This window comes from Arthrobacter sp. TB 26 (assembly GCF_000427315.1).
Taxonomy (GTDB): Bacteria; Actinomycetota; Actinomycetes; order Actinomycetales; family Micrococcaceae; genus Arthrobacter.
This window is the reverse complement of the sequence record NZ_AUPJ01000310.1, coordinates 12,015-37,534: the sequence shown is the minus strand read 5'-3', so window position 1 is coordinate 37,534 and position 25,520 is coordinate 12,015. Positions and strand designations below refer to the sequence as shown.

Sequence of the window (25,520 nt, the reverse complement as noted above, 5' to 3'; positions counted from 1 at the left end):
CCGCCGCGGCCAGCGCCTACGGTGCCCGAAACACGCTGTCCCGCGCTGATGCTCTCGCCGCGGAACGCCATTGGGTCCAGGAGGACGACGACTACGACGAGCCCGTCGATGAGCCGGAACGTCGCGGCCGCAGCCCGTGGACCTGGCCGCTGATTGCCCTGATCCTGCTGGTGCTGTTCGCCCTGGTGGGCGTGGTGCTGACCCAGGCCGGGATTCTGTTCCCGCAGACGCCGGCGAGCAGCATCGCCACCACCACCAGCGCGAAGCCAAGCAGCACCAGCGCTTCGCCCACGTCCTCGAGCCCGAGCCCGACCAGCAGTTCCGCGACGCCCACACAGTCCACACCGGCTGCGATCAACCTGATTCCGGAAAGCTACCTCGGCCGCCCCTTCAACCAGGTCCGCAGCGAACTGATCGGCCTGGGGCTTGTCGTGACCGGAGCCGAGGTATTCGACGATGCCACCCCCGGAACGGTGGTTCAAATTGACCCTGCCGGGCGAGTCCCGTCCGGCTCGACCATCACGGTGAGCTACTCCAAGGGCCCGGAATCCGTCACGGTCCCGACGCTCCAGTCCGGCGCCAGCGAAGCCGCCGTCCAGCAGGCCATCGAAAGCGCGGGCCTCCGCTGGGCCAAGGGCGATCCTGTCGACCCCACCACCAAAAAGGAGCCGGCCGGCACTTTCGTCAGTTCAGAACCCGCCTCCGGCAGCAAAGTTCCCGCCGGCTCCCTGGTGACCTACCACCTGGCCAAAGCCGCGTCCGCGGCAGCCACGCCAAGTCCGACTGGAACGTAGGCCACCATGTCCACTTCACCCCGCACCCCATCGCACCGGGAGGACCGCGGCCCCGTGAACACGCAGCGCGTCCTCAGCGGGCGCTATGAGCTGGGTGAACTGATCGGCCGCGGCGGCATGGCCGACGTCTTCCGCGGCGTCGACACCCGGCTGGGACGCACCGTGGCTGTTAAGCTGCTCCGCCCGGACCTGGCCCGGGACCCCCAGTTCCAGGCCAGGTTCAAACGCGAGGCGCAGGCGGTGGCTGCCCTGAACCATCCCTCAATCGTGGCCATCTATGACACCGGGGACCACGCAGTCCCCGGGGACCACGAAGATACGGTACGGGTCCCGTACATCGTTATGGAGTTCGTCTCCGGAAAGACCATCCGGGACCTGATCAGGGCCAAGGAAGTCAGCATCGACCAGGCGATCGACTTCACCCTGGGGGTGCTCGCCGCCCTGGATTACAGCCACAAGGCCGGGATCGTGCACCGCGATATCAAACCTGCCAATGTGATGTTCTGCCCGGACTCCAACAGCGTCAAGGTGATGGATTTCGGGATTGCCCGCGCCATGGCGGACTCGGCAGCCACCATGACCCAAACCCAGGCCGTGGTGGGTACTGCACAGTACCTTTCACCGGAACAGGCCCGCGGCGAGACCGTGGATGCCCGCAGCGACCTCTACTCGGCCGGATGCCTGCTGTATGAGATGCTGGCCGGCCGGCCGCCCTTCATCGGCGACAGCCCCGTTTCCGTTGCCTACCAGCATGTGCGCGAGATCCCCGAACTGGCCAGCAGCCTGAATCCTGACGTCTCCGAGGCACTGGACAGCGTGCTGATGAAGGCCCTGCAGAAGAACCGCGCGGACCGGTTCCAGGACGCCGCGGCATTCCGGCGCGCCCTCCGGGCCGCGCGGAGCGGAGTCGGCGTCGCCCCGCCGGTGGCAAGCGAAGCGCCCACAAACCCCAATGACACGGTTCCGACGCCGGACAACGCCCCGACGGCCGTCTTCTCGGTAACTGGCGCGAAGTTCCTTGACGAGACGCCCACCGGCAGGCTCCGACCCGCCGTGGAGACGCCGGCTGATGATGAGAATGCTCCGATGGAACAGGGTGTCGTCTATGGCGCCGCAGATACAGGCAGCCTGCCGCTGGTCCTTCCGCCCGAGCGGGAGCACACCCAGCGTCAGAAGTCCCGCCGCCGGACCTGGATCACCGCACTCGTGATCGTCACCGTCCTCGTGTTGGCGGGAGGCGGCCTGTGGCTCTACAACATGATGAACCAGGCTCCGCCCCCGGTCGCCAAGGTCCTGGTGCCGTCGGTGACGTCGCTGACCGAGACCGAGGCGCTCCAGAAGCTCTACAACGCCGGGCTCAAACCCCAGCTGAGCCGGATGCAGCACGAGTCCATTGCCAAGGGCATCGCCGTCGGCACTGTCCCGGCAACGGGGACCTCCCTGGACCAGAATTCGGATATCACGCTCAACATCTCGGAAGGCCCCAGCGTCATCACCATCCCCGCCGACCTGCCGGGACGCACGGAGGCGGCAGCCCGCGATGTGCTCCGCCAGAAGGGACTGGCGGGAGCACCCGGCACCACCATGGCCAACAGTCCCACGGTCCCCGCCGGCATCGTGATCACCACCAACCCTGCGCCGGGCCAGAATGTGGCCGCGGGCAGCACGGTGGAAATCATCGTCTCCACCGGCAAGGTGGTGGTTCCCCAGCTCGTCGGCCTTCCCCGGGCCGAGGCTGAAGCCGCCCTGAAGGCACTTGGCTTGGTCATGAACGCCACGGAAGTCGAAAATTCCGAGGTGGAACCGGGGAAGGTCACCGGACAGACTGACCCCGCGGATGTCCTCGTGGAACAGGGCAAGACGATCACCGTCACCGTGGCCAAGGCTCCGCCGCCCCCGCCGCCGCCGAGCCCCACACCCACGCCGACCCCGACGCCCACCAAGAGCGCCAAGTAAGACGGAGCTAACCCGGCCGGCCTCGCCCGCTAGTGCTTGATGAGCGGGCTGAGCGTCGAGGCCCGCTGGGCAGCACCTGACATGCCGAGGGATTCGAGCCAGTTCCCGAGCATCTGGTAACCGCCTTCGGTCAAGACGGACTCCGGGTGGAACTGCACTCCGCAGAGAGGAGCGGTGCGGTGCTGCAACCCCATAACAACCCCGGTCCCCGTCTCCGCAGTGATCTCCAGGACCTCCGGGATGCTCTCACGGACGGCGGCGAGGGAGTGGTAGCGGGTCGCGGTGAAGGGCGACGGCAACCCGGTGAACACACTGCTCCCGTGGTGCTCCACGAGGGACGTCTTGCCGTGCATCAGTTCCGGAGCGTGGGTGACTGTCCCCCCGTACGCCTCCGCCAGAGCCTGATGGCCCAGGCAGACCCCCAGCATTGGTTTGTTGTGGGTTCCGCACCACTTGATCAGCTCGATGCAGACCCCCGCGCCGGCGGGGTTCCCGGGACCCGGCGAGATGAGGACGCCGTCGCGCGCTTCGGCGAGGTCGATCGCCTCGGCCAGGGTGACGTCGTCGTTGCGGACCACCGTGGTCTCGGCACCGAGTTCCTGGAGGTATCCCACCAGGGTGTACACAAAGCTGTCATAGTTGTCGACGACGAGAATCTTGGTTGTGCTCATGGGTGCCTTGCTGAACCAATCGTTGAATCAGTGAACCGGTGAATTGTGCCATCCAGGGAAAAAGGAACTGAACCATCCTGCAGCTGCAGCACGTGCGTTCTCCTCCCGGACGTTCGCGGCGGACACCGCTGTGGCACCAACTACAGCTAGAATTGGCTGCGAACAAGAACTTCGACATGACCAAGAGCGCGCTGACCGCCGGTGTATTCCTCCTTGCAGGATATCAAGCCAGGGTCCCGCTCCTGTTCCAGCAGCCCAGGAGGATCCGTGCCCGAGTCAAAGCGCCGCAAACGCACCACCCCCGCAACGCCGCAGACTGCCGCGGCGCAGGCCAACAAGCCCAACCCGGTCTGGTTCAAGCCCGTGATGTTCGGCCTGATGATCCTCGGCCTCCTGTGGATCATCACCTTCTACATCAGCGAGGGGACCCTTCCCGTCGCCGCCTGGGGATCCGGGAACATCATCGCCGGGTTCGGCATCGCCATCGTCGGCTTCCTCATGACCACCCGCTGGCGTTCTTGAATCGCAGCCGCTGACGAAAGACCGGTACACACCGCGTGTACCGGTCTTTTCCGTTAACCTCGCGGCCTCCGAAGGGCCGATAATGCTGGAGCGGAGAACCATTGCGAGTGAAGGAGCCCGGATGACCCCGACAGTAACAGGCCCGGTGATCGGCGACGACGGGTTGGCCCGGCCACAGTGGGCGGCCGTGGATCCGTTGCTGCGCGAGTACTACGACACCGAGTGGGGCCTTCCGGTACGCGACGAGCAGGGCCTCTACGAGCGCATCAGCCTCGAGGGTTTCCAGGCCGGCCTGTCCTGGGCCACGATTCTCCGGAAGCGGCCGGCATTCCGGGCCGCCTTCCACAACTTCCATCCCGAGACGGTGGCCGCATTCACCGAGGCCGATGTTGAGCGGCTCCTCCTCGACGCCGGGATCGTCCGCAACCGGCTGAAGATCCGGGCCGCCATCACCAACGCCCAGGCCACTATTGCTCTGCGGGACGACGGCGGGCTGGTTGACTTCGTCTGGGCGTTCCAGCCAGATTCCACGCCCGAGCCGACGTCCCACGAGGACATCCCGACCACCTCGGCGGAGTCCATCGCCCTGTCCAAGGCGCTGCGGAAGCGGGGGTTCGCTTTTGTCGGGCCCACCACCATGTATGCCCTGATGGAAGCAATCGGCATGATCGACACCCACCTGCTGGACAGCCACCGCAGAGGAACCTCAGGGATCTGGCCGCGCTGAGCCCTGGCGCTGTGCACAACACTGCCTGAGTTATCCACAATGTGGGTAACTCTGTGCGGGATACGCCCTTATCCCCCATTTCCCCTATGTTGTGGCCCTGAGGGGTCCCTGCCGGCAGGCATTCGGCACGGAGTTACAGGCATGTGAGTTATTAACAGTGTGGATTTCCTGTGGATAAGTCTCAACCCGCTGCACCTGCTTCTCGGAAGCGGGACCGGGGCGCTCGGTTACCCTCGCCTTTCCCGGTTCAGCACCCAGCGACAGGGTTATCCACTTAACAACAGGCCAGTACCCACAACTTATCCACAGCTGGGGATAACGCGCTGATAAGGGCGGTCTTCGGGACTCCCTGGCGCCACCTGGCGGCAATTCCTGCTACATCACTTGGGGCGACGGGTTATTAACACTGTGAATAACCCTGTTGAAATCAGATTTGAGTCGGGAACCTGGTCTGGTGCCGGAGGTTCCCAGCGGCACCTCGATGCCTGCCTGATAAGCCCCGCCATCGCCGGACCGGCGTTCCCGACCGGAGTTGTCCACTTAACCACAGGGCAGCCCACAGGAGTTATCCACAAATGTGGAGATCTCGAAGTGCAAATCGGCAGAATCGCCCGGTGTGGCCCTCAGATCCCGCACGCCGTCGTGAACTACAGGCGTGTAAGTTACCAACAGTGTGGATAACCCCTGTGGACAACTTGCCGGCTGTTCGTCCGGGCAGTCCTTCTGCAGACGGTACCCGTCCCAGCGGCGGCGCCGCAGAAGTACGCGCAGGGCAGGACGCGCTGTGGAAAAAGGGGAAACTCTGTGGGAAAAGTCCTTCATCGCGAGGTGCTACGGCGACGAGGCCTACCTAGAAGCCTTCGGGGACCTGCCCGGGGAGCACATGACGGAGGACGACCTGGACGGGCCATGCCGTGATGAGCATCGACGGCGGCAGCCCGCTCCTGACGGGCGGCCGAGCGCTGCGGATCGGCTCCGGCACGACGCTCCCGCCCAGTTGCTGCCACCTCCACACCGCCGGGCCCGCGGAAATCCGTGGTTCCAGGATGCTGAGACGTAATCCGGCACCGATGAACTGGGCTGGAACGTCGCGGGACGGACGGAGGGGAGTCCCTGGCTGACCCGAGCTTCGACCTGCCGGACAGGACGGTGGGGGTGCCGGCGTGGCGCCGCCCTCCGGCCCGCGCAGGATGTGGGGGAGGGCGCAGGAGGCGGGGTGACGGCAGGGAAGGCGCGGTCAGGCGCTGGCAACCCGGAGGGCAGAGACGGCGATGAGCAGTGCCAGCACCAAGACCAGGCCGCCGGCCTGCAACAGGCCCTGCCGCGGGCCGCGGGGTGTGTACGCAACAACGGCGGCACACAGGGCACCAGTCACGGCACCGCCCAGGTGGGCCTGCCAGGCAATCGACGGGACCACGAAGCCGATAACGCCGTTGATGAGGATCAGCACCCAGAGTTGCCTCGTGTCGCCGCCGCGGCGGCGCTGGACCACCAGCATGGCGCCGAAGAGGCCGAAGATGGCGCCTGAAGCACCTACCACGCCGCTCAGCGGCTGGCCCGGGACATACCCCGGCGTCAACAGGAGGTAGCCGACCGAACCGCCGAAGGCGGAGAGCAGATAAACCGCCAGGAAGCGGATCCGGCCCAGGAGGGGCTCCAGGGCCTGGCCAAACACCCACAGCATGTACATGTTGAGCACAATGTGGAGGATGAAACCCTGGGAATGGAGGAAGGCGGACGTCACCATGCGCCAGGGTTCGAAGACCCCGTAGTCCGGAGAGGCATAGACAGTGGCAAACGCCAGGTTCTGATAGATGCCGTCGTTGGGGACCAGCCACTGGAGAACAAAGACCAGGACGCAGAGCCCGATGAGGGACAGGGTGACCATGGGCTTACCGGCGGTCACGGCGCCGCCGTAGACGGTCCTGACGTCCGGCGTCGTACGTTTTGTTTCGTTAACACAGTCAACGCATTGGAATCCGACGGCGGCCGCCCGCTGGCAGTCGGGGCACGCAGGGCGCCCGCACCGCTGGCAGCGCACATAGGCAGGCCGGTCCGGGTGCCGGGGGCACACCGGGATCTCCGCGGACGGCTCTGCCGCCGGAATTCCGTAGCTCATGCGGTGGGCTTAGAGCTTCACTACATCAATGCTCTTGATGACGACGTCCTCGACAGGACGGTCGCCCATTCCGGTGCGGACGCCCTCGATGGAGTCGACAACCTTCTTGGACTCGTCGTCCGCCACCTCGCCGAAGATGCTGTGCTTGCCTTGCAGCCAGCCGGTGGGGATGGTGGTGATGAAGAACTGTGAGCCGTTGGTGCCGCGGCCCATCTGGATGCCGGCGTTCGCCATGGCCAGCTTGTAGGGGTCGTTGAAGGTCAGCTCCGGGTGGATCTCGTCGTCGAACTTGTAGCCCGGCCCGCCAACACCACGGCCCAGGGGATCGCCCGCCTGGATCATGAAGTCCTTGATGATGCGGTGGAAGATGGTGCCGTCATACAGCGGCGTGCCCGTCTTGTCCTCGCCCGATTCCGGGTGGGTCCAGGCCTTCTCGCCCGTCGCCAGTCCGACGAAGTTCTCGACGGTCTTGGGAGCGTGGTTGCCGAAGAGGTTGACGACAATGTCGCCCATGCTCGTGTGGATGGTTGCTTTTGCAGTTGCGATGGCAGTCATAGGCCCTATTCTTCCATGACAGGCCATTACACACAGGGCCGCTCCGCCAGTTCCGCGCTGGGTGAAATCGGCCCAAAATCCGCCTGAAGAATGGCTCGTGAGGTCTGGGACACGTAGGCTAACTGCAGAACCGTCACATTAATCGGGAGGTAGTTGTGAAGAAAACGGATCGAATTGCCCGTGAGCTGGAGCATTCAGTCAGCACCGGAGTAGAAAACGCCAAGGAATGGGCAACCCCGCGGGTTGAGGCGGCCGTCAACTGGGCCGTTCCTCGTCTGCAGCAGGGCCTGGATACAGCTTCTCCCAAGATCCAGGAGGGGCTCAAGTCGGCCGCCTACAATCTCGCCGACGGCGTGGCGACGGTAACCCCGCGCCTCCAGGACGGACTGGCCCACCTCGCACCAAAAATCACCGATGCCGTTGAGGGAGCCACCCCGCGCCTGCACGAGGCGCTGGACAAGGCGACACCGGTCATCGCAAACGCCCGTGACCGGGTTGTCGTCGAATATCTGCCGAAACTTTCGGACCAGATCGGCCACGCCTCGGACGCCGTGCACCGGACGCTCCAGAGCGCGCCGGCCCATGTGGACGCCGTTGCCCAGAGGCTCGGTGACGCGGGGATCATCCACTCCGTCCAGGAGCAGGCCAAATCCGCCGGCACCCACGTCAAGGTTGCTGCGAAAAAGGCCGGCAAGGCCGTCGGGGTCGAGGTTGCCAAGCCACAGAAGCCCAAGCACCGCGGGCTGCTGATCTTCGGCATCATCGCCGCAGCGGCAGCTGCGGGTGTTGCCGCGTGGAAGGCTTCCAAGCCGGTCGAGGATCCGTGGAAGACGCCTGCACCGGTCACCCCCGCGCCCGTGCCGGCCACAACCGTCAACGATGTCAAGGATTCCGCCAAGGAAGCAGCCGGCCAGGCCGGCGCATCGACAGTTGCCGCAGCGGACGCCGTCGCGGACGCTTCGGCTGATGTGGCCAAGTCCACCGACGACGCCGCCGCCACCGCCAAGCATGCGGCCGAGGACGCTGTCGAGGACATCAAGGACGCTTCCGCCAAGGTTGCCACCGATGCCAAGACCGCAGTACGGAACATCGCCGCAAGCCGCAACAACGGCACGGACAAGAGCACCGGCAGCTAAAGAAGACTGCGGGTTGCCTTCAGGCAGCCGTTGAGGGAGGGATTCCGCCAGTGGCGGGATCCCTCCCTTTTTTGCGCACGATGTTTACCAGTTCGTAGCCGGGGCATTGCCCGGCGCCGGGCTGGAAAAACCGCGGTAGTGCTAAATTTGGGGGAATGTCACCCGAAAAATCCTCTGAGGATGCCTTACACGACGCTGCGCCGACGCTGGCTGTGTCTATTGTCATCCCGGCGTACAACGAGGAAAGCGTCATCCGGCAGTGCCTGATTGCTGCCGTCTACCAGTCTGTCCCGGCGCACGAGATCATCGTCGTCGACAACATGTCCAAGGACCGCACAGCCGATATCGTCCGGCAGATGCAACTGGAGTACCCCGAGAGCCCCATCATCCTGCTCAGCCAGGACCGGGACCAGGGTCTGATCCCCACCCGTAACTTCGGTCTCGACCATGCCACGGGAGATATCCTCGGCCGGATCGACGCAGACTCCGTCCTCGAGCCCGACTGGGTCGAAGAGGTGCAGAAGGCCTTCCGGGATAAGTCGGTCCACGCCGCCACCGGCCCGGTGGTCTACTACGACATGCCGATGCGGCGATTTGGCCTGAAGGCCGACGATAAGATGCGCCAGCTGATGCTCAAGCTAGCCAAACACCAGTACCACTTTCTCTTTGGGTCCAATATGGCGCTCCGCCGCTCGGCGTGGGAGATCATCCGGAGCGAAACATGCCGGGATGAGAAGGACGAGATGCATGAGGACATCGACTTGTCCCTGCACCTGGCCGACCACGAGCTCAGGATCCAGTACTGGCCGCAGATGGTCTCCGGCATGTCCGCTCGCCGGCTGGAAGACTCTCCCCGCGACTACCGCTACTACGTGACGCGCTTCGACCGCACGTACAAGGCCCACAACGTCAAAAAGATGGCACTCAAGGCCCCCATGGTCGTCTTCTTCTCGGTGTACTTCCCGGCCAAGCTCCTGCGCGCGATCCACACGGTCAACACGGCCCAGCCTGCCCGCCGCGGCGGCCAGTAGCCCCCAGCGCGGCCGACACCGGCCTTCGATAGTCAGTCCGTCCCCAGCTCCGCCAGCCCGGCCGCAGCACGCCGCATGGAGCGTGAACTGCGCTGTCCCAGGACGACGACGGCGAGCCCCACCAGGATCATCGCCAACCCGGCGTAGGTGCCGGCGGGCAGGGTCTCGGACAGGAACGCGGCAGCCAGCAGCGCAGCGCCCGGAATCTCAAGCAGGATGATCATGGAGACCAGCAGCGGGCTCATGGTCGCCAGCAGGTGGTTGAAAGCCGTGTGGCCGATCAGCTGGGCGCACACCGTGATCGACAGGATGCCCAGCCAGCCGGAGGCTTCGAAGCCTGCCAGCGGCTGCTGCCAGAACAGCGCCAGTATTGCAACAACGGCAGCGCACATCCCGTAGCACAGGGTGGTGTAGATGCCCGTTCCCATGGTCTGGCGGGCCTTGCCGCCGGCCAGCGTGTAGATCCCCGCCAAGGCGCCGCCCGCCACCGCCAGGAGGTCGCCCAGCAGCGCGTCCGGGGAGCTGCCCATATCGAACCCGGTGATGGCGATGACACCGCCGAACGCGATCCCAAGGCCGGCCAGGACAGGCCAGCGGTGTCTGACACCCCGAAGGAGCTGGAAGATGGCGATCCAGCCCGACTGCAGGCACACGAGGGCCGTCGCTGCCGCGACCGAGGTCAACTGCAGCGAGGTGATGAAGCAGGCGAAGTGCAGTGCCAAGGCGACGGCGGCCGCCAGGGACCAGCGAAACTCGCGGCCGGTGACCCGGCCGAACTGGCGTGGGTTCCGGACCAGCACAGGTCCGGCCATAACGACCGAACCAATCGCGTTGCGCCAAAAGGCGATGGCCAGGGCACTGACGGACGTGGCCCCCAGGGTGGCGGCGATGAGCGGCCCGGAGGAGGCCACCCCGAGGACGCCCAGGGCGGCGAGGAAGAAGTTCACGGTCCAACAGTAGTGGGGACTGGGAGTACGCAGCTGAACCCGNATCCTTGACCGTGGCAGGCGGCGGTGCCAGTCTTAAATCCGGTCTCACCATCATCCACAAAGGAGACCATCATGGCTTCAACCATCCGCAAGAGCCTGGACAATCCGGAGGAAACCCGCCCCGTCAAAGACGGGATGGGCCAGGTGGAGCTCGTCAATCTCGACGCCGGCGCCGTGTCACGTGCGACGTTCCTGCCCGGCTGGAAGTGGTCCCAGCACGTCAAACCGATCGCTCAGACGGACAGCTGCATGATTGCCCACAAGGGCTACACAATCTCGGGCCGCCTCAAGGTAGTCATGGACGACGGCGAGGAGAACGAGTTCGGCCCGGGTGACTTTGGCGTCATCCCGCCGGGACATGATGCGTGGGTCGTCGGCGACGAGCCCTACATCTTCATCGACTGGCAGGGCATGGACGACTACGCCAAACCCAAGGAATGAGGGGTACTCCCCGGCCCTCCGCGCAGTGGGCACACATGCAAAAGGCCCCGGTCCGCGTTTCCGCGGGCCGGGGCCTTTCTTATGGTGGAGGCACGGGGACTCGAACCCCGAACCCCCTGCTTGCAAAGCATGGGGCAATGGGCTTTTTGAACCTGTTATTCAGCAAATTTTTCCGGCCTGGGGCGCATCTGGGGCGCACCTGTCCGAAGGGCACCTCCGGTGCGCCCAGATCTTGGTCCCGAAGGATGGAAAGCAGTCGTGATCCGGATCGACCAACAAACCTGCTTGACTCAGCTTTCTTGAATTGGCCCCCTAACACTATTGTCAGCTCCCAGGTATCCATCGCCAACGGGTCTTCGCGGCTCTGAGGCTTGCTCGGACTGACTCAGCGTCCGAAATGCCAGCGGATACATCCCTCCATGCTTCATAGAGGTCCCGTGTATCTATTAGTGCTCCCGCGGCCTCGGTGAGCGGCCGCAGGTCGTCATCGTTGGGAATCGCCTGGACTCGCGTCGATGGGTTAGTGCCCCGCCAAGCATTGACGATATGCCAGACGGCAGGAGGCTCCTGTCCGGTCTCCTTGGTAAAGGCCACCGCCGGCCGCCCTGTAATTTGGGGGACGTCATTCACCTTCGCACCTTTCGCATACCCCTTCACTTCCACAAGAGTCAGCCAGTCAGCATCCGACGGGTCTTCGACGCGAAGGTCTTCGAGTTTCGCTCCGGTTCGTTCGTCGTGGTGATCGTCCATGTCTCTGACCGTGAACCCGAGGTCTTCCAGAACTGTGGTTACAGCCTCCACTAGTTCATCGCCGTCACTAGTTAGAATCCTGCGGGTTCCTTCGTCCGCCAAGCGCGTCGACTCCTCCAGCTGAGCTTGGATCTCCTGTTCACGCCGCTGAAATTCCGTGAGAGCTTCCTCATGAGCCCGCCTCAGTGCCTGCAGGTCACCTACATGCTTGCTAACTTCAGGCGGGGACCATCGGGCGCTTGTTTTCCAGTCAACGTCTGGAGGCACGCTATCTGGATCAACATTGCCAACCATGTCCAGAAAGAGCCGAAGCCAAGCCAAGTGCTGTTGAGTTTCTGCGGGCAAAACCAGGTTCAGTTTGCCGCCGCGTTCCGCAAGCAGTGCATAGACGGATTGTTTCGCCCCGACGTGAACGAGGGGAATGCACCGCGATGCGAGGTTGCCATCATCTGCGACTGTTGCCAGATAGCCCTGTGCTGCCCTCACAAGGCGCCAGACCGGTTTGTGCCCCTCGGGCGTGCTGGGAATCACAGATGTTTTCAAGAGTGCGGCAAGGGCCGGTGGGACGTCGGTTGGGATTGCCAGCTCATTTGCCAGCGTGGACACATCCCGAAGGAGGGAGTACTTCGTTCGGTCCTCACTGAAGCCTCCCGCCGCGTTCGCTCCAAACGAGAGTACGTGCAGATGTGCGGAACGACGACGGGCGTCCTTCGCGAACGTTACCAGTATGTCGTACTCGTCTTCATGCACCCTCTCAGTGCTGGTTACGAGCTTGATCGTTGGTACGAGCTCCAAGAATTCTTTTGTCACCACATCCTGGGGAAAGTCTTCAAAGAGCACACGAGGGCGCGGCTGTACGTTGAAAATGTTCACTTGCAAACAGTATCGGGAAGTCAGACTAGCGTTGGGGCCGCTGAAGGTGTCCCAATTGGGCGCCCTTTCTCCAACGTGATGGCATCTCTGGCCGAGAGGGAACGGGAACTCATCACCGAACGCACTCAAGCCGGGCGTCTCTACCCCGGAGTTCCACGTGAGCGAGTCAAGGTGACTTCTAGAAACGGCAGCGTCCCAGATATGGAGGGAGTAGCCCGGCAAATAGACGTCACGCTGACGTCCCGTTCCCGCCCACGAGATCATCAATCCTGGCCATGAGGGGCTCAAGGCCTGCGGGGGCGAGATGGCCGTACTCATTCAAGGTCGTCGATGGCTTGGAGTGCCCCAAGGCCCGGCTGACAGACAAGATGTCGCCGCCGGCCTCGGAGAGCGCGATGGCGGCGAACGTGTGCCGGAGCCCGTGGACGTTGATGCGCGCGATCCGTTCGGATCGGCCCGCATTCGCCCGGGTGACGCCGCGGGTGACGATGTCGGACACATACCGTTTTCCGACCGGATGGCCCGGTTTGCGGGGACTCTCGAAGAGAGGAGTCGTCTCGGGACGCCCGTAGGAATGTTCAAGCAGCCAAGGCAGCACGGCCTCAGGTACCGGAAGCCTGCGTCGGCTGGCCCGGGTCTTGGTCGTGTCCGTGCCGGACCCCGAATTCCTCACCCAGAGCCTGCCGTCGATCAGGTGTCCGATAAGCAGCGCCCGGGCCTCGCCGGAACGCACTCCCATCAGCCCCAGCACCCCCAAGAGCGCCTTGTCAGCAACCTTCGGTGTGGCCGCGATGACGGCCATGAGTTCCTCGGAAGCCCAATAGGGGCGCTCTACGTGGCCGAGGGAAACGACGATGCCCTCAGTGAGGTCGGCGGCAACGAGCCGGTCGTGGACGCCTCGCTTGAAGGCTGCCCGGAGGATCTCGACTTGCTTCTTCCGCGAAGAGCTGGCCAGGCCAGGGCGCCGGGCCCAGATCTCGATCTCCGTGGTGTCGAGGGTCGAGACGACACGGTCGCCGAACGCCTCGCGGACGACGCCTGCGTGGTGAAGATCAGTGCTGACAGTGTTCGGAGAGCTGCCGGGGTCTGCCTTGGCAGCGAGATGACGGTCCAGGAGTGTCCCGACGGTCACAGACGCTGCGCGTATGGCCTGAGCCCTGGGTATGCCCATTTGATTGGCGTCGTCCTGGTAGGCCTGGGCCTTCTGGTGCTCTTTGTACGACAGCTTGCGCTGGGGTGCTTCCCGCCCGACGCCCTCCCGCCATCTCCTCTGCCAGCGCGGCGCATTGCGTGCACGCTTCTCCGCCACTTCTGCCTTGGACAAACCCGCCCAGAGATCATGCACTGTCATAGTGGCCACCTGTCGGTCGTCAGCGTCTCAGCGACGTCCGCCTCGTCCTGGCGGTGCATGAGAATTTGCTCGCTACGGTCACGGCGCTCGAGTTCTGCACGGAGTTCTTCATCGGAAAACGCTGCAAGGACCTGCCGCGCGAGGACATAGCGGCCGGCCACAGCTGCCTGGGCTTCCCGCTCCGAAGCAAAGGAAACCTCTTCCCCGGCTTCGATTCGGCTGGCTTCGACGAGCAGGTCTGCGGCGCGGGCTCGGTCGTGGACGCGGAGGACGTCCGGGTGGACGCGAAGCGCGGAGGCCAGCTTGACCAGCGTGCGGTCCGGCGGGATCGCGACCCTCGCCTTGCCGTCGCGGTACCGGATGCCGTTCAGGGCAATGTGCACGGTGCCGACACTTAGTCCGGTCGCCGAGGCGAGGTCTGCAACGGTCAGGCCGGAATCTCGGTAGGCGGCCTTAAGCATTGCACTCTCAGGCGGGACTTCGAGGCTTGGATGCTTGAGCGATTCATTCATTCAACACACATTACTACAAATCGCTACCGATTCGGTATACTTACAAAGCCAGGCTCCCAGAGCCCACCGTCAAGACGCAGCCGCTGAGCTGCGCGCGTCTCCAACGAGGCGAATGAAACCGGCCAACAGGCCGTACGGGGCCGAGGTACGCCAGACGCGTACCGGCATCGGATCTTCAACTCGAAGTCCGAGAGGCCACTTTATGCAATGCACCATCCACACCACCCTGACCAGCATCCTCGACAGCATCGGTCGCGATCACGCACTTCTCGAAGTCAAGGACGCAGCGCTGGTGATAGGCGTGACTCCCTGGTGGATCCGCCAGCTCATCGCCAAAGGCGATCTCCGGGCGATCAACGTAGGCGGCCCTGAGAAGGCCGCGCGCTGGCGGATTGACCCCGAAGACTTGAACGCTTGGATGCGCGATCGTGAGAACAGACCACGCGACTTTGGCAGCTCCCAGCTCAGAGACCTTCCCCTGGCAGCAATCGCAAGCGGCCGGACCCGGGTCCGTAACATCACAGCTGCTTCCACCACCCATCTTCACCGCGTATCCGGTGCCGCACCGTGCAGTAGTGACCTTCGATGAGCGCCGCAGGTCAAGCCCGCCGAGGCACGGGCACCCAGAGTTCAATTGATGCCGTAGCGCCAGGCTATCGGGGTATGACTGGCAGCCGTCTGGAGGGCATGCTCCTCATGGAGAAGCATGCCGCGCTCCTCCGGAGGCAGTTTTCGGAGCGGTCCACTGCTACTCCCACCGACCGCGAAGCGGGTCTCCCCTCCCCCTCGCCCGCAGGGAGCGTAGCGACCGAGGACGAGGGCCAGCGGTTTTTGTCGGACATGAGCGCCAGCGAAATGTCCGACAAAAACCCTGCTGGCCTGCATCCGTTGTCCCTCCCGCGTAGGCACAGCCGTACGTCCAACGAGACCACCCGTGAGCGTCGCCGGGTCTCGTTGGACGTGCGGCTCACGGAGACGGAGCGCGAAGCGATCCGTCTCCGTGCACACGTGCTCGGCGTCAAGCCGAGTGCGTGGGTGCGCGGGGTCGTCCTTGACGCTCTGGACGCCCGCAGGGATGAGGTTTCACGGATGCATCTGGCGGCCCAGGGGTCGCCTCAGCCGGAGCTTGCGACGGCGGTGGAACAGCTTCGCCGGGTCGGTCAGAATCTCAATCAGGTCCTCCGGGCCGTCCACTCTGGAGACGTCCGGGGGGTCGATGAGGCTCTGCTCCGCCAGGTGCGGGTCGCGGTCGATGAGGTGCGCACTTCCCTCGGGGACCGGACGGCCTCATGAGTACGGTCAATGTCCGATCGTCCCGCGATGCCGCAGGGGCCGTGAATTACGTCCTCTTCGGGAACTCGAGGGAGCGGCGTGCCGAACTCATCGAAACCGGTCAGACCCGCGCGGCGGCATTCGCGATCTCTGTCGCTGGTAACCACGGTGCTTCTCCAGCCGCCTTCATCGAACGAACCGAGATGATGGCCGCTGTCCATGGCCGCAAGATCGAGCTCCAGTCCTATGTCCTCGCCTTCGCTCCCGACGAGTTCGATGTCACCGACCCGGACGATCTGGAACGTGTTCTGGACATCGCGGTCAAGTTCACTGACCGGATGCATACCGCTGACTACCTCATCGCGGTGCATGCGGATTCAGCAGGTGGTCACGCGCATGCGCACATCCTCGTGGCCAACCACGACTCCCTCACGGGAAAGTCTCTCCAGCGCTACACCAGCTGGAAGCACGGCCTCCGTCAGCTGAACGATGACCTCATGCGCGACGAGGGTCTGCGAGTGCTTCCCGACCCCGAGGAGCCCAAGCCCGACTGGGAGCTCCGGCGGGAGGCATTCGCCCCCGGAGGGTTCGAACAAACTCTTGGCGACAAGGTCTACACTGCGCTCTCTGATCCCCGCTCGGTCAATCAGCAGGCCTTTGAGCAGGTGCTCGAAGAACAGGGCGTCACGCTCGCCGTCACCCACCGTGACGGGTGGAGCTACAAGATGCGGCGCACGGACAACGGGAAGCTTGGACGCAAGAAGTCCTCAGCACTCACCCCGGAATTCACTGCCGACGGGGCCGCGGCCATCTTCGGCATCCACCAGCAGAACCAACAGAATGGAACCACTCATGGGACTCGCGGACCGGCTCCGGCAGGAGCAGCACAGCTCGAAAGAGTCGATACCGTCGGAGCCGTCAAACGCGGAGGTCATCGCCGCGGTGAACGCGCAGACGAAGGCCGTGAACGGGTTGAAGGCGTACCTGCAGATCGTCATAGAGGAGACGGTGAAGGACGAACTGCAGAAGGCCCTTCCGCCGACCTCACAGCCCTTCGCCGGCATGTCGCCGCAAATCGCGAGCATCGGATACAGGTTGAGCGAGATCGAGAAGAGGCTCATCGACTTCTCGCGCAGTCTCGACGGAAAGAACTTCAGCGACGCCTCGAGGAGCTTGATCCTCGAGACGCAGAGGAACCGGGAGGGCATGGTTTCGGCGATTGAACGGCTCCAGCTGCAGGCTGACGAGAACAAGGCTTTCATCAGCAGTGCCGCAGTGGCTCAGCAACGCATCGAGAAGCTGGCCGGCCAGCAGATCGAAAAAGCGGTCGGCCAGATCACCGGCGAAGCTTCCCAGGTCATCACGGCCAGCCTGGCCGCTGCAAACGAACGAGCCGAGCTGATCATGGCAGGCACCGCCAGACTGACTGATCGCCAGCTGTGGTCGGCGGCTGCAGCCATGTTCCTGACACTCCTGCCAGTGGCAATAGTCGTCGCCGGGATCTGGATGGTCATCGCCGGACTCTTTACGGGACTGCAGTGGGCCTCCGATGTCGACGGCAGTGTCTGGCTCGGGATCGGGCGCTGGCTGGCCATAGTGTGCGGCCTGTCCGCGTCCGCGTACGGTCTCTTCGCCGGAGTCAGGTGGACCACTTCACTGGTCGCTACCTGGAAGGGCGCCGGGATGCCGCGGTGGCGGAGGGAGAAGCGATGACGTGTAGCACGGAATCCATCGCACAGAAGCGTACGGCAGCCAGCTCCAACAGCAACACACGAAAACTGAGTACGTTTCGCCTTCGGGAGTCCATCAACCCGCGGAATCGTACCGATCTGGGCGTGCGCGCTCGTACCCGGCTTGATTTGGCTGCCAAAAAAGTGAGTACTCGTGGACCTCCTACTTCCCGATGATTCCGCACTTCTCCTGTTCGGATCTGCACTCACTTTTTCTATACAAACTGAGTACGCGCCCCGCAAAAGTGAGTGTGCCGAGGAAAAAGTGAGCATGCCAGGTCAATTCCCGACACCGGCAATACCCGGATAACGAAGAAACCCCCGGCGGCAACCGGGGGTTTCAGAGAGGACATCAGCACATGTCCAAGAACACCACCAACCCTACCGCGCAAAGGCCTCCCCGCCGTCGCGGCTGGTCCATCGTCTCCAATGCCTTGACCCGGGAGATGATCGAAGACTTCGTCGCCGCCCACCCCAGAGACCTCGGCCACGGCGCGATCCACGACCGCGACCCCGGCACCGAAAAACACGGCCATGTCTTCTTCTACTCGAAGACCCAGCGCACCGCCGCGGCGATGCAGCGCAAGTTTCCGGTGCCGGTCATCGTGAAGCCCTTCATCGCCCACCCGGGCGAACCCGGCACCGACCGCGGCAAGTTCGCAATGTCACGGGGCGCCCGCTACAACACCCACGAACACCCTGACCAGCAGGCACTCGGCAAGGCCCGGTACGGCGACGACGAGATGATCGCGACACCGGGCTGGGACTGGCGCGCAGAGGTCGACGCGCTAAATGCCCGCGAGAAGGTCGATCCTGAGCGTCCGGCACGTCTCGCGGCGGTTGACCGCTTCGCTCAGCGGATACTCGCTGGCGAACTGACCCCACGCGATGTTTATGACCAGAACAAGAAGATCTACTTGACCAAGAGCACGGGCCACTGGACCCAGCTGGAGCGCCAGGCTGCCGAGTGGAAGCGCCAGAAAGCCGAAGAAACCGCGCACAAGGCTTACGAAGAGCGCCGACAGGCGGCCGAGGTAGAACAGGCCGAGCGGGCGCGCCTCGCCGCGGAACATGCTGAATGGGAACGCCAGGCCGCTGTCGAACGGGAGGCCGAACGCGATGCACAAGTCCGCCAGCTGGCCGAGGAAAGTGCGTCTCGCGAAGCCGCATTCGAGGCAGAGCGGGCCACACCCGAGCACCAGGAACGTCTCGCCGTCCAACAGACCGAACGCGATCGTGTCGATTTGATCGACATGATCGCAATGTGGAACGACGCCAAGGGCAGTCGTTCCGCTCGCAATTCCCAAGCGAGAAGATACGCCGCCAGCCTCGGTCTGACTTCCCCCGCGCACGTTAGCCGCGACCGAACGCTGACTCATCTGGGTGCTGTTTTGACCTATGCCGAATTAGCGCTTGGCATTGAGCCCGCCGACGCCGTTACCGCTGAGATCATGCCCGAAATTCGGCAGGACCTCATCGACCACCGCCGGACGATCTCATCAGCCACGCTTGTACTCGGCGGCCCCGAACTGCGCGCAGCAGACGGGAGCCAACAAGATTTCGAAAAGGCCCTGTCCCTTCGGCAGAGGTACGGCGGCTACCCGGACATCATCACCCTTCCGTCGCCGCGGTCCGACATCAAGAAAGCCTGGCGCGAGCAGCTCCTGGCCGCGTCCTGACCAACAGTTCCAGGAAGGAATCCACCATGAAGTATGGCTACACGCGCACGTCGACGAAGGACAAGCAGGACGACGACCTCCAGCGCCGGGCACTCATTGATACAGGCGTCGACGCGACGCAGATCTTTTCCGACCAGGTCTCCGGTTCGAAGGAAGCCAAGACCCGGTCGGGGTGGACCAATCTGGAGGGAAGACTCCGTGCGGGTGACGAACTCGTCGTGTGGCGTATAGACCGCATCGGGCGTTCCATGATCGACGTCGTCACCACGGTGAAGGACCTCCTCGACCGGGGAGTCGAGGTGATGTCCATCTCCGACGGCATCGACCCCTCCACCCGTGAAGGACGTCTGATGCTCAATCTCATGGCGACCTTCGCCGAGTACGAACGCGAGCTCATCCAGGAACGCGTCCGTGCCGGCGTCGATGCTGCCAAGGCCAGGGGCGTGAAGTTTGGTCGTCCGACCCCGGACGCCGAGAAAGTCGCTCTGAACCTCAGGACGGTTAAGCACCTCATCGACTCCGAGGGACTCGGAGTCGTGGATGCATCCCGGACGGTGGGGTGGTCTAAGGCAACGTACTACCGTCACCGCTCAGCAGTTGGAGTCTTGTAAACCCCACTCCGAGGCCGGGCTTTCTGAGACAACGTTCCGAGACTCGTTCACCGACGCATTGGCGGTGAACGAGTCTCGTCTCATCTAGGAGATGGTTAGTAAGAATTGCTCGTGCTCGCTGGAATCATACGGGCAGCGCTAGAACCGGCGCTGGACCCTGCAGGTGGCGTGGGCAAAGCATGTCTACGCTTCGACCGTAGGAGAATCTGGACGATCGGGCGCCAGTACACTGAATCCAGCTTTTCCCTTCGGCGCGGCAGCATGGGGAAGGGCCCATGAGAAAAGCGTTACGATGTCCGCTGGATTAGCAACATCTGGAGTCAGCGCGGCAGGATTAGAGTACGCCTTTTGACCGTCCCACTGATCTGCTGCAAGGGTAAGTATGACTGCCCCTGTCGTACGGGAAGAAAGATCGCCCGGCGCCTTCTCTTTGGTGAATTGCTCTTCAAGCGGCATTCTTGTCCACCGCGAAGATCCGGAAAAGTCGCCGCGTTCACGCCTCTTCCGCTCGATGATGGGAAACTCGACAGATCCCGTCTCCTCCAGATCGATCGTCCGCATTTCCGGATCCCCTGTCGGAATTGGCATAACGACCTTAAAGCAGGTGATGGTTTCCCTTTCTGCGGCTTCTTTCACGAACTGAATGTCCGCGGCAAAGAGACCCGGCCTGCCCCATTCAAACGAAGAGAGGGAGTCGATAATTATTTGTGCTGGCACAAGGCCAGTCCTAGCCTCGTAACACGACTTTTTGTTGGTGCTGGTGGTGTACTCGAAGGATTCCACCTCCGTCAGACAGTTGAGCACGGGCGCAATAGCTACGAGGTTTTCACGGTTCTTGGTTTCTTTCGGAAGCCGGGATGGCAGGTAGAAGAAGTCCTTGAAGCGGTCGCCCTTTGCATATTGAACCATCTGAGCGTTGTACATGCGGCTGCGCGCAGTCGGCCTAAGCCACGGCAAACTCTGGGACACGAGCGGCGGAATGTCGATAGGACGCACCTGCGGCTGTCCGTTTTCATCGAGTTCGGCAAAGAGCTCGAGCTGGTCACGAAACTCTTCCTCGTCACCAATCATCGATTCAAAAGCCTCGTACAGATCATATGGCTTAGGGTTGTTGGCCGACGCCGGAACATTTCGCCCGATGTACAAGCGCACAAGGTCCCGATAACCGGGCCGGTAACCGAACCAGCGGCCCATCTGCATCAGAGTGTCCGCCGCCAGAGCCTTTCGTGAGTACCAGGTCACGGTCAGGCCCTCGATCGTATAGCCGCGGGAGAGCTTTGCCCCGCCCACTAGCATTTTCCACACTGGTCCCTTTTGGAAGTCGGCACCGGCCTGCGTGTACTCGCTGTCTTTGTCGCCGTTTACAACTGCGATAGGGCTAAGCCCGGACTCGACGCGCTTCACGACCTCCGGGAGGTAGACCGCGACGTCGTCAAAGGAGGAAGGGACGGGGTGTAGACGCGGATCGGGCAACTCAGAATCGGTACGTTGCGTCAGTTCCCGCATGACGATGTCAAAGTCGTCCGCCCACAGTTGCGCCATGCGGTCATACCCGTCGAAGCCCAGATAATCGGACTTCTTCCATAGACCATGAATCTCGCGGGCGAGAGCATCGTGCTCGACCTGTCTGACAGATTCGTGAAAGAGCATCGTGTGATGCTTGAAATCGCCCTGACTGCCTCTCGCCTCCCGCCAAAGCTTGATTGCTCCACTGAGAACAAAGGAGTCCACGGCACTTTGCATTTCAGACTGCCGCAGATCAACCATGTCAGGCCTTGAAGATATGTCTCTCACATACGCGGCTTGATTGCTTGTAGCAGGAGTTCTAGTCTCGTCAGGTTCAAAGACTGCATGACGGTCGTGGAAGGAACGGCCCCCCATGTATGAGTCAGGAGGAGTCAGACTGAAAATAAAGTCCTTGGGATAAATATCATCAACGTCCGAGGCATCGATGAAAACATTGGCGAAAGGGGTTGCCGTGTATCCCACGTACTGGGCGCGGGGCAATATCCCCAAAAGTTCGGACAAAAGCTTGTTTATGGCGGTCCGCTCTCGCGCCTGCTTAATTTCTTCCTCCTGTTCTTCTTTGGTGAGCTTCACAGGGGGCTTTTTGGTGTTGATTCCGGCCTGATCGGCCTCATCGTCGATGATCAGGGCGGGGTAATCCTGGGTGTTGCCTCGGATCTGCTTGAGATCTTTGATGAGCTTGCGCAAGACTGCAGCGTTCTTCTTGATCACTACGAGCCGGACAGGCGTATCCCACAGGTTGTCCGGATGGTAGATCTTCTGTTGGTTGCGGATATTTGACTTGTAGTCGAGGGTGCTGAGGCCAGCTCTGAGTGACTTGTAGTCATCCGTGCTTTTGGTAAGGCGGATGATGTGGGGGACCCCCGGAACACTTTCGGGGTCGTAGCCGAACTTTACGAATTTGTCGCCGACCAGCCAATCCGCATCCTGGTTCGCTATGTAGTCGATGTTTTCTCGGGCCAATACTTCGTCTGAGAGGTCGATGCCACCGACGATGTTTTCGAAGCCAACGAGTTCTTTGTCAAGGCGGCGTTGGGTCTGGCTTCGAAGGAGCTCAAGGGTGCCGGTCAATACGATGATGAGCCGGTAGCCGGCATCGATGGCTTTTGCTACGGTGCCGGTGAAGTTCGCCGTCTTCCCACTTTGAACGTGACCCACGACGAGACCCTTGGTCTGATAAGTTTCGTCCCATGTGGGGTCTGCGAACCGGCTAACGATCTCCGTGGTTGATTCATCTAGCGCCACGATTGCATCAGCATCGAAGCCCCGGCGCTTGAGTACCCCTTGGTAGACGTCCCAGTAGTGGCTTCGCATTCGACGGTCCGATGAATACCACGGCCAGCGCCCGTCAGTGGGTTTCGCGACGATTGTGCCTGCGTTGATGATCGGATAGAACGAGTTGATGGCATCAAATTCTGCCTCGGAGAAGCCCAGTTTTCCTAGCACGTAGGCGCGTCGTTCCCGGCCCTTGGGATGGATCGCGGGTTGCGGTGCCTCGCTGAGCCACTGCGAATCGGTTGTCTGATCCCATCTGGACAGCGCCAAACGGAATTCGACCTGGATGGGGTCGTTTGGGTCGCCCTCTAGGGTCAGGAGGTCGGTCAGTCCCAAATGTGTGAGGGCTTCGACGCCGTCTTCCTCGAGTGAGAAATTAACGCGGTTGAGGAGTGGCTTGGGGCCCCTCTCGGCGATCATCGCGATGGCGCTCGTGACAGCGTCTGTCTTGGTCTCAGCTGTGGGCATCAGGACCTCCGTAGTAGGAACTCGTGTAAGCAGCAAATCCACTTAGCGGGTTGGGAATTTCATCCTCACGCAGGTGCGAGACATCGGTCCTGTATGAGACGTCTGAAAGGTGCTCATAGTGGGGAATCGCCAGTCTTAGCGCGGAATCCTGGAGAGAGGGAAAGTGCTCGTCAACTTGGAAGAAGGCTGGATGGGAGCGGAGAACGTAGGAGTTGCGATATGACTCAATGTCCGTCTCCCTCCACCCCAGCCTGCCTAAGTACTCATTGAATTGCTGAGCATAAGGACCAAGGGCCTCTCGAGCCTTGGCTACCAGGTCGACCAGGCTGAATGCGTTGTCTGCTTCGCCGGCCGCCGTGATCTGAACTGACATAAACCACAGCTGACGATTCGGCGTGGGTTGAAGCTGCGTTGCAGATCCGATGCGATGACTTCGTCGTTCTGAATTGGTGGTCTTGACTTCCAGGTCGAAGCTATCGAACGCGAAATCGTGCTGTTCGGCTTCCGGTCCAAGCCACGCGGTCAGCGCGGAAGCCGGGTCAGCGCTGCAGAGATATGTCAATAGAAGAAGCTCTCCCAGGAGCCCGGTCTGCTTCTCCAGGGTCAGTAGCTGACGGCTTTGAAGGAGCATTTCATATTCATTGATGCTCCGGGAAACCGCGACAGAAAAGTAATGACCTTGCTGCAGTTCCTCGACAATCTTGGCTATGAATGAGTATGCAGCGTAGTGCATTCCATCGGCCGCGAGTCTCAGGCTGTAGCAGTCTTGGTCGGCTAAGTATTCAACGTCAATGTTCTCGAAGGGGTTGAGGTCAGGGATCGAGGCGTCTTTGGGAACACGGAGTTCAAGGCTCCCGGCCGAAGGCTCGATGCGAAGCTCGCAGCGAGGAACCTGGCAAAGAAGATGCACAACCGTGTTGGTGGACTTGAAATACCGTTCGATCGTCTCGGGATCCAGTCTGCGAACGGCTTCGGGTGAACTCGGGATCATCTGCTGCCATTTTCGTCGTAGTTCTGCTGACCAAAATCTTCAGTAAAGGCAACCATCAGGACCTCATTCAGGATGCGATGTCTTTCTTCGCGCAGGGGGTTCCATCGTTGTTCGACTTTAAAATCGCTTTCCAGAAGGAAGTAAAGAAACGTTTTGAGAAGTTGTCCGTCTCGATTGCTCAACCTGCCTTCGGACCCGTAGATTCTCCGGACGTGTTCCACATTTACATCGACTCGCCGGGCCGAGCGATCGGCCCGGAACAGCTCGGAGGACGGAAGGGTTACGAAGCGCAGGTCGATGGGATCGAAATCAGAGAAATCTTGTAGGCCATCAAGCCGAGACACAACACTGGGATTCAAGCCGAGTGCTGGTTCAACGAGCCGTATCTCTTGGCGTTTGGTCTTCTTCGCATCTTTGTGCACGCTTTGCAGATGAGCAAAATATGAATCCAAGAAAGTGGGTGAAGGCCCGGGTGTGTGTGCTCGGGCCATCGCCGTGGTGAAATCTGCAGAGTAGACCGGCATGACCTTTTCCGGATTGAGCGTTATGTAGTGCTCGTTCGCTGCGTCAAGGTCAATCTTGATGCGCCCAAGGCCGAGCTCTTTCTTCGGCAGACGCAGGCCAGCCCAGTTTTGTCCTCCCGACAAGAGCCTTCCTCGTCGATACAGGTAAACTCCCTGTCGTACTTCTCCCGGTTCACCGCCCAAGTCGAATGCGGGTGAGTTCAGACGTGGAGGAAATACGTGTGCCTCAAGGGTGCAGGATGCTCCGTCCGGAAGATCGACCACAAAATTACGGGGGTATCCATCCCGCTCCAAGGAGTCCTCAAACGGGTCAATGGGATCGACGCGAGTGGGTGGCAGAGCTCTATCGCGGTCCACATCGAAGGTGTCTATCTCTATTTGGATGTCGCCCTGGTGCAAATGGCGATGAAAAGTGACTCCAAGGTGTTCGCGGATGGCGCGAAGCTTGGCTGATCTCCATTCGGTTAGATCGCTCTGTTCGGTCGTGTGTATGACGTCTTTGAGTCCGCGCCACTCCACTATCGTGCCGCTTGTCAGATCCATGCCTGCTACCCGGTCAAGCCGCTCGTTTGCGGCCCCCTCAGCCATTACACCGACGCTGAAGTCGCGGCTGACTGTCTGGTCCATCCGGCGCCCGACTGCTGGACCCCATTTCTGACGTGAGTAGACTTCAAAGGAAGTTGCCTGCGACAGTGAGGCTGTCTTGAGGCCGAGCCCGAAATGTCCCAGTTCCTCCGATCCATAGTCGCGCCGCGCGCCGAAGGTCATCGCTCGTTTGATGTCTTCAGCGGTCAGGCCTCTTCCGTTATCGATGATCTGGATCCCCAAAATAGCGGTTCCCCGCTGCACGAAACGGATCCGGATCTGGCTCGCTTCGGCATCGATTGAGTTGTCGACTATGTCTGCCAGCGCACTCGTGAGGTTGTGGTGCATTCCGATCGCGGCAATGGCTGAGGGGTCCGGCAAGACCGTCTCGGTTGACCATTGATGTTCGTCGAGTTCGTATCGCACTGACA

General features: G+C 62.1%; 23 protein-coding genes. 13 read left to right on the top strand and 10 right to left on the bottom strand.

Annotation, left to right across the window (positions count from 1 at the left end; translation table 11 throughout):
• Together K789_RS0111685 and pknB are read left to right on the top strand one after the other, a co-directional pair.
• On the top strand, positions 1 to 794 hold a 794-nt coding region (locus K789_RS0111685), incomplete at its 5' end, for a PASTA domain-containing protein (protein WP_024366925.1).
• A gap of 6 nt (positions 795 to 800) precedes the next feature.
• Positions 801 to 2,750, top strand: a complete 1,950-nt coding sequence (pknB, locus tag K789_RS0111680) for a Stk1 family PASTA domain-containing Ser/Thr kinase (protein WP_024366924.1) — start codon at positions 801 to 803, stop codon at positions 2,748 to 2,750.
• 29 nt (positions 2,751 to 2,779) lie between these two features.
• Here pknB and K789_RS0111675 read toward each other — a convergent pair whose 3' ends face one another.
• The gene (locus tag K789_RS0111675; RefSeq protein WP_024366923.1) at positions 2,780 to 3,421 is read right to left on the bottom strand and encodes an anthranilate synthase component II; all 642 of its coding nucleotides are present in this window, start codon (positions 3,419 to 3,421) and stop codon (positions 2,780 to 2,782) included.
• A gap of 267 nt (positions 3,422 to 3,688) precedes the next feature.
• Here K789_RS0111675 and K789_RS0111670 point away from each other — a divergent pair, with 267 nt between their 5' ends.
• Complete coding sequence (locus K789_RS0111670; protein WP_024366922.1) at positions 3,689 to 3,943, top strand: cell division protein CrgA; 255 nt, start codon at positions 3,689 to 3,691, stop codon at positions 3,941 to 3,943.
• A 121-nt stretch (positions 3,944 to 4,064) separates the two neighbouring features.
• Positions 4,065 to 4,670 carry a DNA-3-methyladenine glycosylase I gene (locus K789_RS0111665; RefSeq protein WP_024366921.1) on the top strand — a complete coding sequence of 202 codons (606 nt, stop codon included), beginning with the start codon at positions 4,065 to 4,067 and terminating at the stop codon, positions 4,668 to 4,670.
• 1,237 nt (positions 4,671 to 5,907) lie between these two features.
• Here K789_RS0111665 and K789_RS0111655 read toward each other — a convergent pair.
• Positions 5,908 to 6,789, bottom strand: a complete 882-nt coding sequence (locus K789_RS0111655; protein ID WP_024366919.1) for a rhomboid family intramembrane serine protease — start codon at positions 6,787 to 6,789, stop codon at positions 5,908 to 5,910.
• A gap of 9 nt (positions 6,790 to 6,798) precedes the next feature.
• Complete coding sequence (locus tag K789_RS0111650; RefSeq protein ID WP_024366918.1) at positions 6,799 to 7,344, bottom strand: peptidylprolyl isomerase; 546 nt, start codon at positions 7,342 to 7,344, stop codon at positions 6,799 to 6,801.
• A gap of 155 nt (positions 7,345 to 7,499) precedes the next feature.
• Between K789_RS0111650 and K789_RS0111645 the strand changes: the two genes are divergently transcribed.
• Positions 7,500 to 8,480 (top strand): hypothetical protein, encoded by a 981-nt coding sequence (locus K789_RS0111645; RefSeq protein ID WP_024366917.1) that lies wholly within the window; start codon positions 7,500 to 7,502, stop codon positions 8,478 to 8,480.
• Between the two features lie 155 nt (positions 8,481 to 8,635).
• Positions 8,636 to 9,511, top strand: a complete 876-nt coding sequence (locus K789_RS0111640; protein ID WP_024366916.1) for a glycosyltransferase — start codon at positions 8,636 to 8,638, stop codon at positions 9,509 to 9,511.
• A gap of 32 nt (positions 9,512 to 9,543) precedes the next feature.
• On the opposite strand, the gene K789_RS0111635 is transcribed toward K789_RS0111640, so the two are convergent.
• On the bottom strand, positions 9,544 to 10,458 hold the full coding sequence (locus tag K789_RS0111635; protein ID WP_024366915.1) for a DMT family transporter: 915 nt from the start codon (positions 10,456 to 10,458) through the stop codon (positions 9,544 to 9,546).
• Between the two features lie 114 nt (positions 10,459 to 10,572).
• Here K789_RS0111635 and K789_RS0111630 point away from each other — a divergent pair, with 114 nt between their 5' ends.
• Positions 10,573 to 10,941: a cupin domain-containing protein gene (locus K789_RS0111630; RefSeq protein WP_024366914.1), complete on the top strand. Its 369-nt coding sequence runs from the start codon at positions 10,573 to 10,575 to the stop codon at positions 10,939 to 10,941.
• Between the two features lie 324 nt (positions 10,942 to 11,265).
• Here K789_RS0111630 and K789_RS0111625 read toward each other — a convergent pair whose 3' ends face one another.
• From K789_RS0111625 to K789_RS0111615, 3 genes are all read right to left on the bottom strand, one after another.
• Positions 11,266 to 12,564 carry a hypothetical protein gene (locus tag K789_RS0111625; RefSeq protein ID WP_128081616.1) on the bottom strand — a complete coding sequence of 433 codons (1,299 nt, stop codon included), beginning with the start codon at positions 12,562 to 12,564 and terminating at the stop codon, positions 11,266 to 11,268.
• Positions 12,565 to 12,793: 229 nt separating this feature from the next.
• On the bottom strand, positions 12,794 to 13,915 hold the full coding sequence (locus K789_RS0111620) for a tyrosine-type recombinase/integrase (protein ID WP_024366912.1): 1,122 nt from the start codon (positions 13,913 to 13,915) through the stop codon (positions 12,794 to 12,796).
• Positions 13,912 to 14,427, bottom strand: a complete 516-nt coding sequence (locus K789_RS0111615) for a helix-turn-helix domain-containing protein (protein WP_128081615.1) — start codon at positions 14,425 to 14,427, stop codon at positions 13,912 to 13,914. The genes K789_RS0111620 and K789_RS0111615 overlap by 4 nt, the downstream gene beginning before the upstream one ends.
• A gap of 202 nt (positions 14,428 to 14,629) precedes the next feature.
• Between K789_RS0111615 and K789_RS22940 the strand changes: the two genes are divergently transcribed.
• The 6 genes from K789_RS22940 to K789_RS0111585 all read left to right on the top strand — a co-directional run bounded on the left by K789_RS22940 (position 14,630) and on the right by K789_RS0111585 (position 19,719).
• Positions 14,630 to 15,016 carry a helix-turn-helix domain-containing protein gene (locus K789_RS22940; protein WP_024366910.1) on the top strand — a complete coding sequence of 129 codons (387 nt, stop codon included), beginning with the start codon at positions 14,630 to 14,632 and terminating at the stop codon, positions 15,014 to 15,016.
• Between the two features lie 98 nt (positions 15,017 to 15,114).
• Positions 15,115 to 15,720, top strand: a complete 606-nt coding sequence (locus K789_RS0111605; protein WP_237739584.1) for a plasmid mobilization protein — start codon at positions 15,115 to 15,117, stop codon at positions 15,718 to 15,720.
• On the top strand, positions 15,717 to 16,922 hold the full coding sequence (locus K789_RS24610; protein WP_084507477.1) for a relaxase/mobilization nuclease domain-containing protein: 1,206 nt from the start codon (positions 15,717 to 15,719) through the stop codon (positions 16,920 to 16,922). Before K789_RS0111605 ends, K789_RS24610 begins: the two co-directional genes overlap by 4 nt.
• The gene (locus tag K789_RS24605; protein WP_416352800.1) at positions 16,906 to 17,412 is read left to right on the top strand and encodes a hypothetical protein; all 507 of its coding nucleotides are present in this window, start codon (positions 16,906 to 16,908) and stop codon (positions 17,410 to 17,412) included. Before K789_RS24610 ends, K789_RS24605 begins: the two co-directional genes overlap by 17 nt.
• A 376-nt stretch (positions 17,413 to 17,788) precedes the next feature.
• Complete coding sequence (locus K789_RS0111590; RefSeq protein ID WP_024366906.1) at positions 17,789 to 19,108, top strand: hypothetical protein; 1,320 nt, start codon at positions 17,789 to 17,791, stop codon at positions 19,106 to 19,108.
• A 26-nt stretch (positions 19,109 to 19,134) separates the two neighbouring features.
• Entirely contained in the window at positions 19,135 to 19,719 is a 585-nt protein-coding gene (locus K789_RS0111585) for a recombinase family protein (protein WP_024366905.1), read from the top strand.
• Positions 19,720 to 19,902: 183 nt separating this feature from the next.
• On the opposite strand, the gene K789_RS0111580 is transcribed toward K789_RS0111585, so the two are convergent.
• From K789_RS0111580 to K789_RS0111570, 3 genes are read right to left on the bottom strand one after another with little or no spacing between them, the layout of a single operon-like run.
• The gene (locus K789_RS0111580; protein ID WP_024366904.1) at positions 19,903 to 22,989 is read right to left on the bottom strand and encodes a Z1 domain-containing protein; all 3,087 of its coding nucleotides are present in this window, start codon (positions 22,987 to 22,989) and stop codon (positions 19,903 to 19,905) included.
• The gene (locus K789_RS0111575) at positions 22,976 to 23,980 is read right to left on the bottom strand and encodes a PD-(D/E)XK motif protein (RefSeq protein ID WP_024366903.1); all 1,005 of its coding nucleotides are present in this window, start codon (positions 23,978 to 23,980) and stop codon (positions 22,976 to 22,978) included. Before K789_RS0111575 ends, K789_RS0111580 begins: the two co-directional genes overlap by 14 nt.
• The gene (locus tag K789_RS0111570) at positions 23,977 to 25,515 is read right to left on the bottom strand and encodes an ATP-binding protein (RefSeq protein ID WP_051181022.1); all 1,539 of its coding nucleotides are present in this window, start codon (positions 25,513 to 25,515) and stop codon (positions 23,977 to 23,979) included. The genes K789_RS0111575 and K789_RS0111570 overlap by 4 nt, the downstream gene beginning before the upstream one ends.
• Positions 25,516 to 25,520: the final 5 nt, after the last annotated feature.

What these genes read in the sequence shown, in the direction of transcription:
- K789_RS0111650 (WP_024366918.1), bottom strand. Translation starts at nt 7,344, where the DNA reads ATGACTGCCATCGCAACTGCAAAAGCAACCATCCACACGAGCATGGGC.
- K789_RS24605 (WP_416352800.1), top strand. Translation starts at nt 16,906, where the DNA reads ATGGTTTCGGCGATTGAACGGCTCCAGCTGCAGGCTGACGAGAACAAG.
- K789_RS0111585 (WP_024366905.1), top strand. Translation starts at nt 19,135, where the DNA reads ATGAAGTATGGCTACACGCGCACGTCGACGAAGGACAAGCAGGACGAC.
- K789_RS0111615 (WP_128081615.1), bottom strand. Translation starts at nt 14,427, where the DNA reads ATGAATGAATCGCTCAAGCATCCAAGCCTCGAAGTCCCGCCTGAGAGT.
- K789_RS0111580 (WP_024366904.1), bottom strand. Translation starts at nt 22,989, where the DNA reads ATGCCCACAGCTGAGACCAAGACAGACGCTGTCACGAGCGCCATCGCG.
- K789_RS0111675 (WP_024366923.1), bottom strand. Translation starts at nt 3,421, where the DNA reads ATGAGCACAACCAAGATTCTCGTCGTCGACAACTATGACAGCTTTGTG.
- K789_RS24610 (WP_084507477.1), top strand. Translation starts at nt 15,717, where the DNA reads ATGAGTACGGTCAATGTCCGATCGTCCCGCGATGCCGCAGGGGCCGTG.
- K789_RS0111620 (WP_024366912.1), bottom strand. Translation starts at nt 13,915, where the DNA reads ATGACAGTGCATGATCTCTGGGCGGGTTTGTCCAAGGCAGAAGTGGCG.
- K789_RS0111590 (WP_024366906.1), top strand. Translation starts at nt 17,789, where the DNA reads ATGTCCAAGAACACCACCAACCCTACCGCGCAAAGGCCTCCCCGCCGT.
- K789_RS0111655 (WP_024366919.1), bottom strand. Translation starts at nt 6,789, where the DNA reads ATGAGCTACGGAATTCCGGCGGCAGAGCCGTCCGCGGAGATCCCGGTG.
- K789_RS0111665 (WP_024366921.1), top strand. Translation starts at nt 4,065, where the DNA reads ATGACCCCGACAGTAACAGGCCCGGTGATCGGCGACGACGGGTTGGCC.
- K789_RS0111640 (WP_024366916.1), top strand. Translation starts at nt 8,636, where the DNA reads ATGTCACCCGAAAAATCCTCTGAGGATGCCTTACACGACGCTGCGCCG.
- K789_RS22940 (WP_024366910.1), top strand. Translation starts at nt 14,630, where the DNA reads ATGCAATGCACCATCCACACCACCCTGACCAGCATCCTCGACAGCATC.
- K789_RS0111630 (WP_024366914.1), top strand. Translation starts at nt 10,573, where the DNA reads ATGGCTTCAACCATCCGCAAGAGCCTGGACAATCCGGAGGAAACCCGC.
- K789_RS0111575 (WP_024366903.1), bottom strand. Translation starts at nt 23,980, where the DNA reads ATGATCCCGAGTTCACCCGAAGCCGTTCGCAGACTGGATCCCGAGACG.
- pknB (WP_024366924.1), top strand. Translation starts at nt 801, where the DNA reads ATGTCCACTTCACCCCGCACCCCATCGCACCGGGAGGACCGCGGCCCC.
- K789_RS0111605 (WP_237739584.1), top strand. Translation starts at nt 15,115, where the DNA reads ATGCTCCTCATGGAGAAGCATGCCGCGCTCCTCCGGAGGCAGTTTTCG.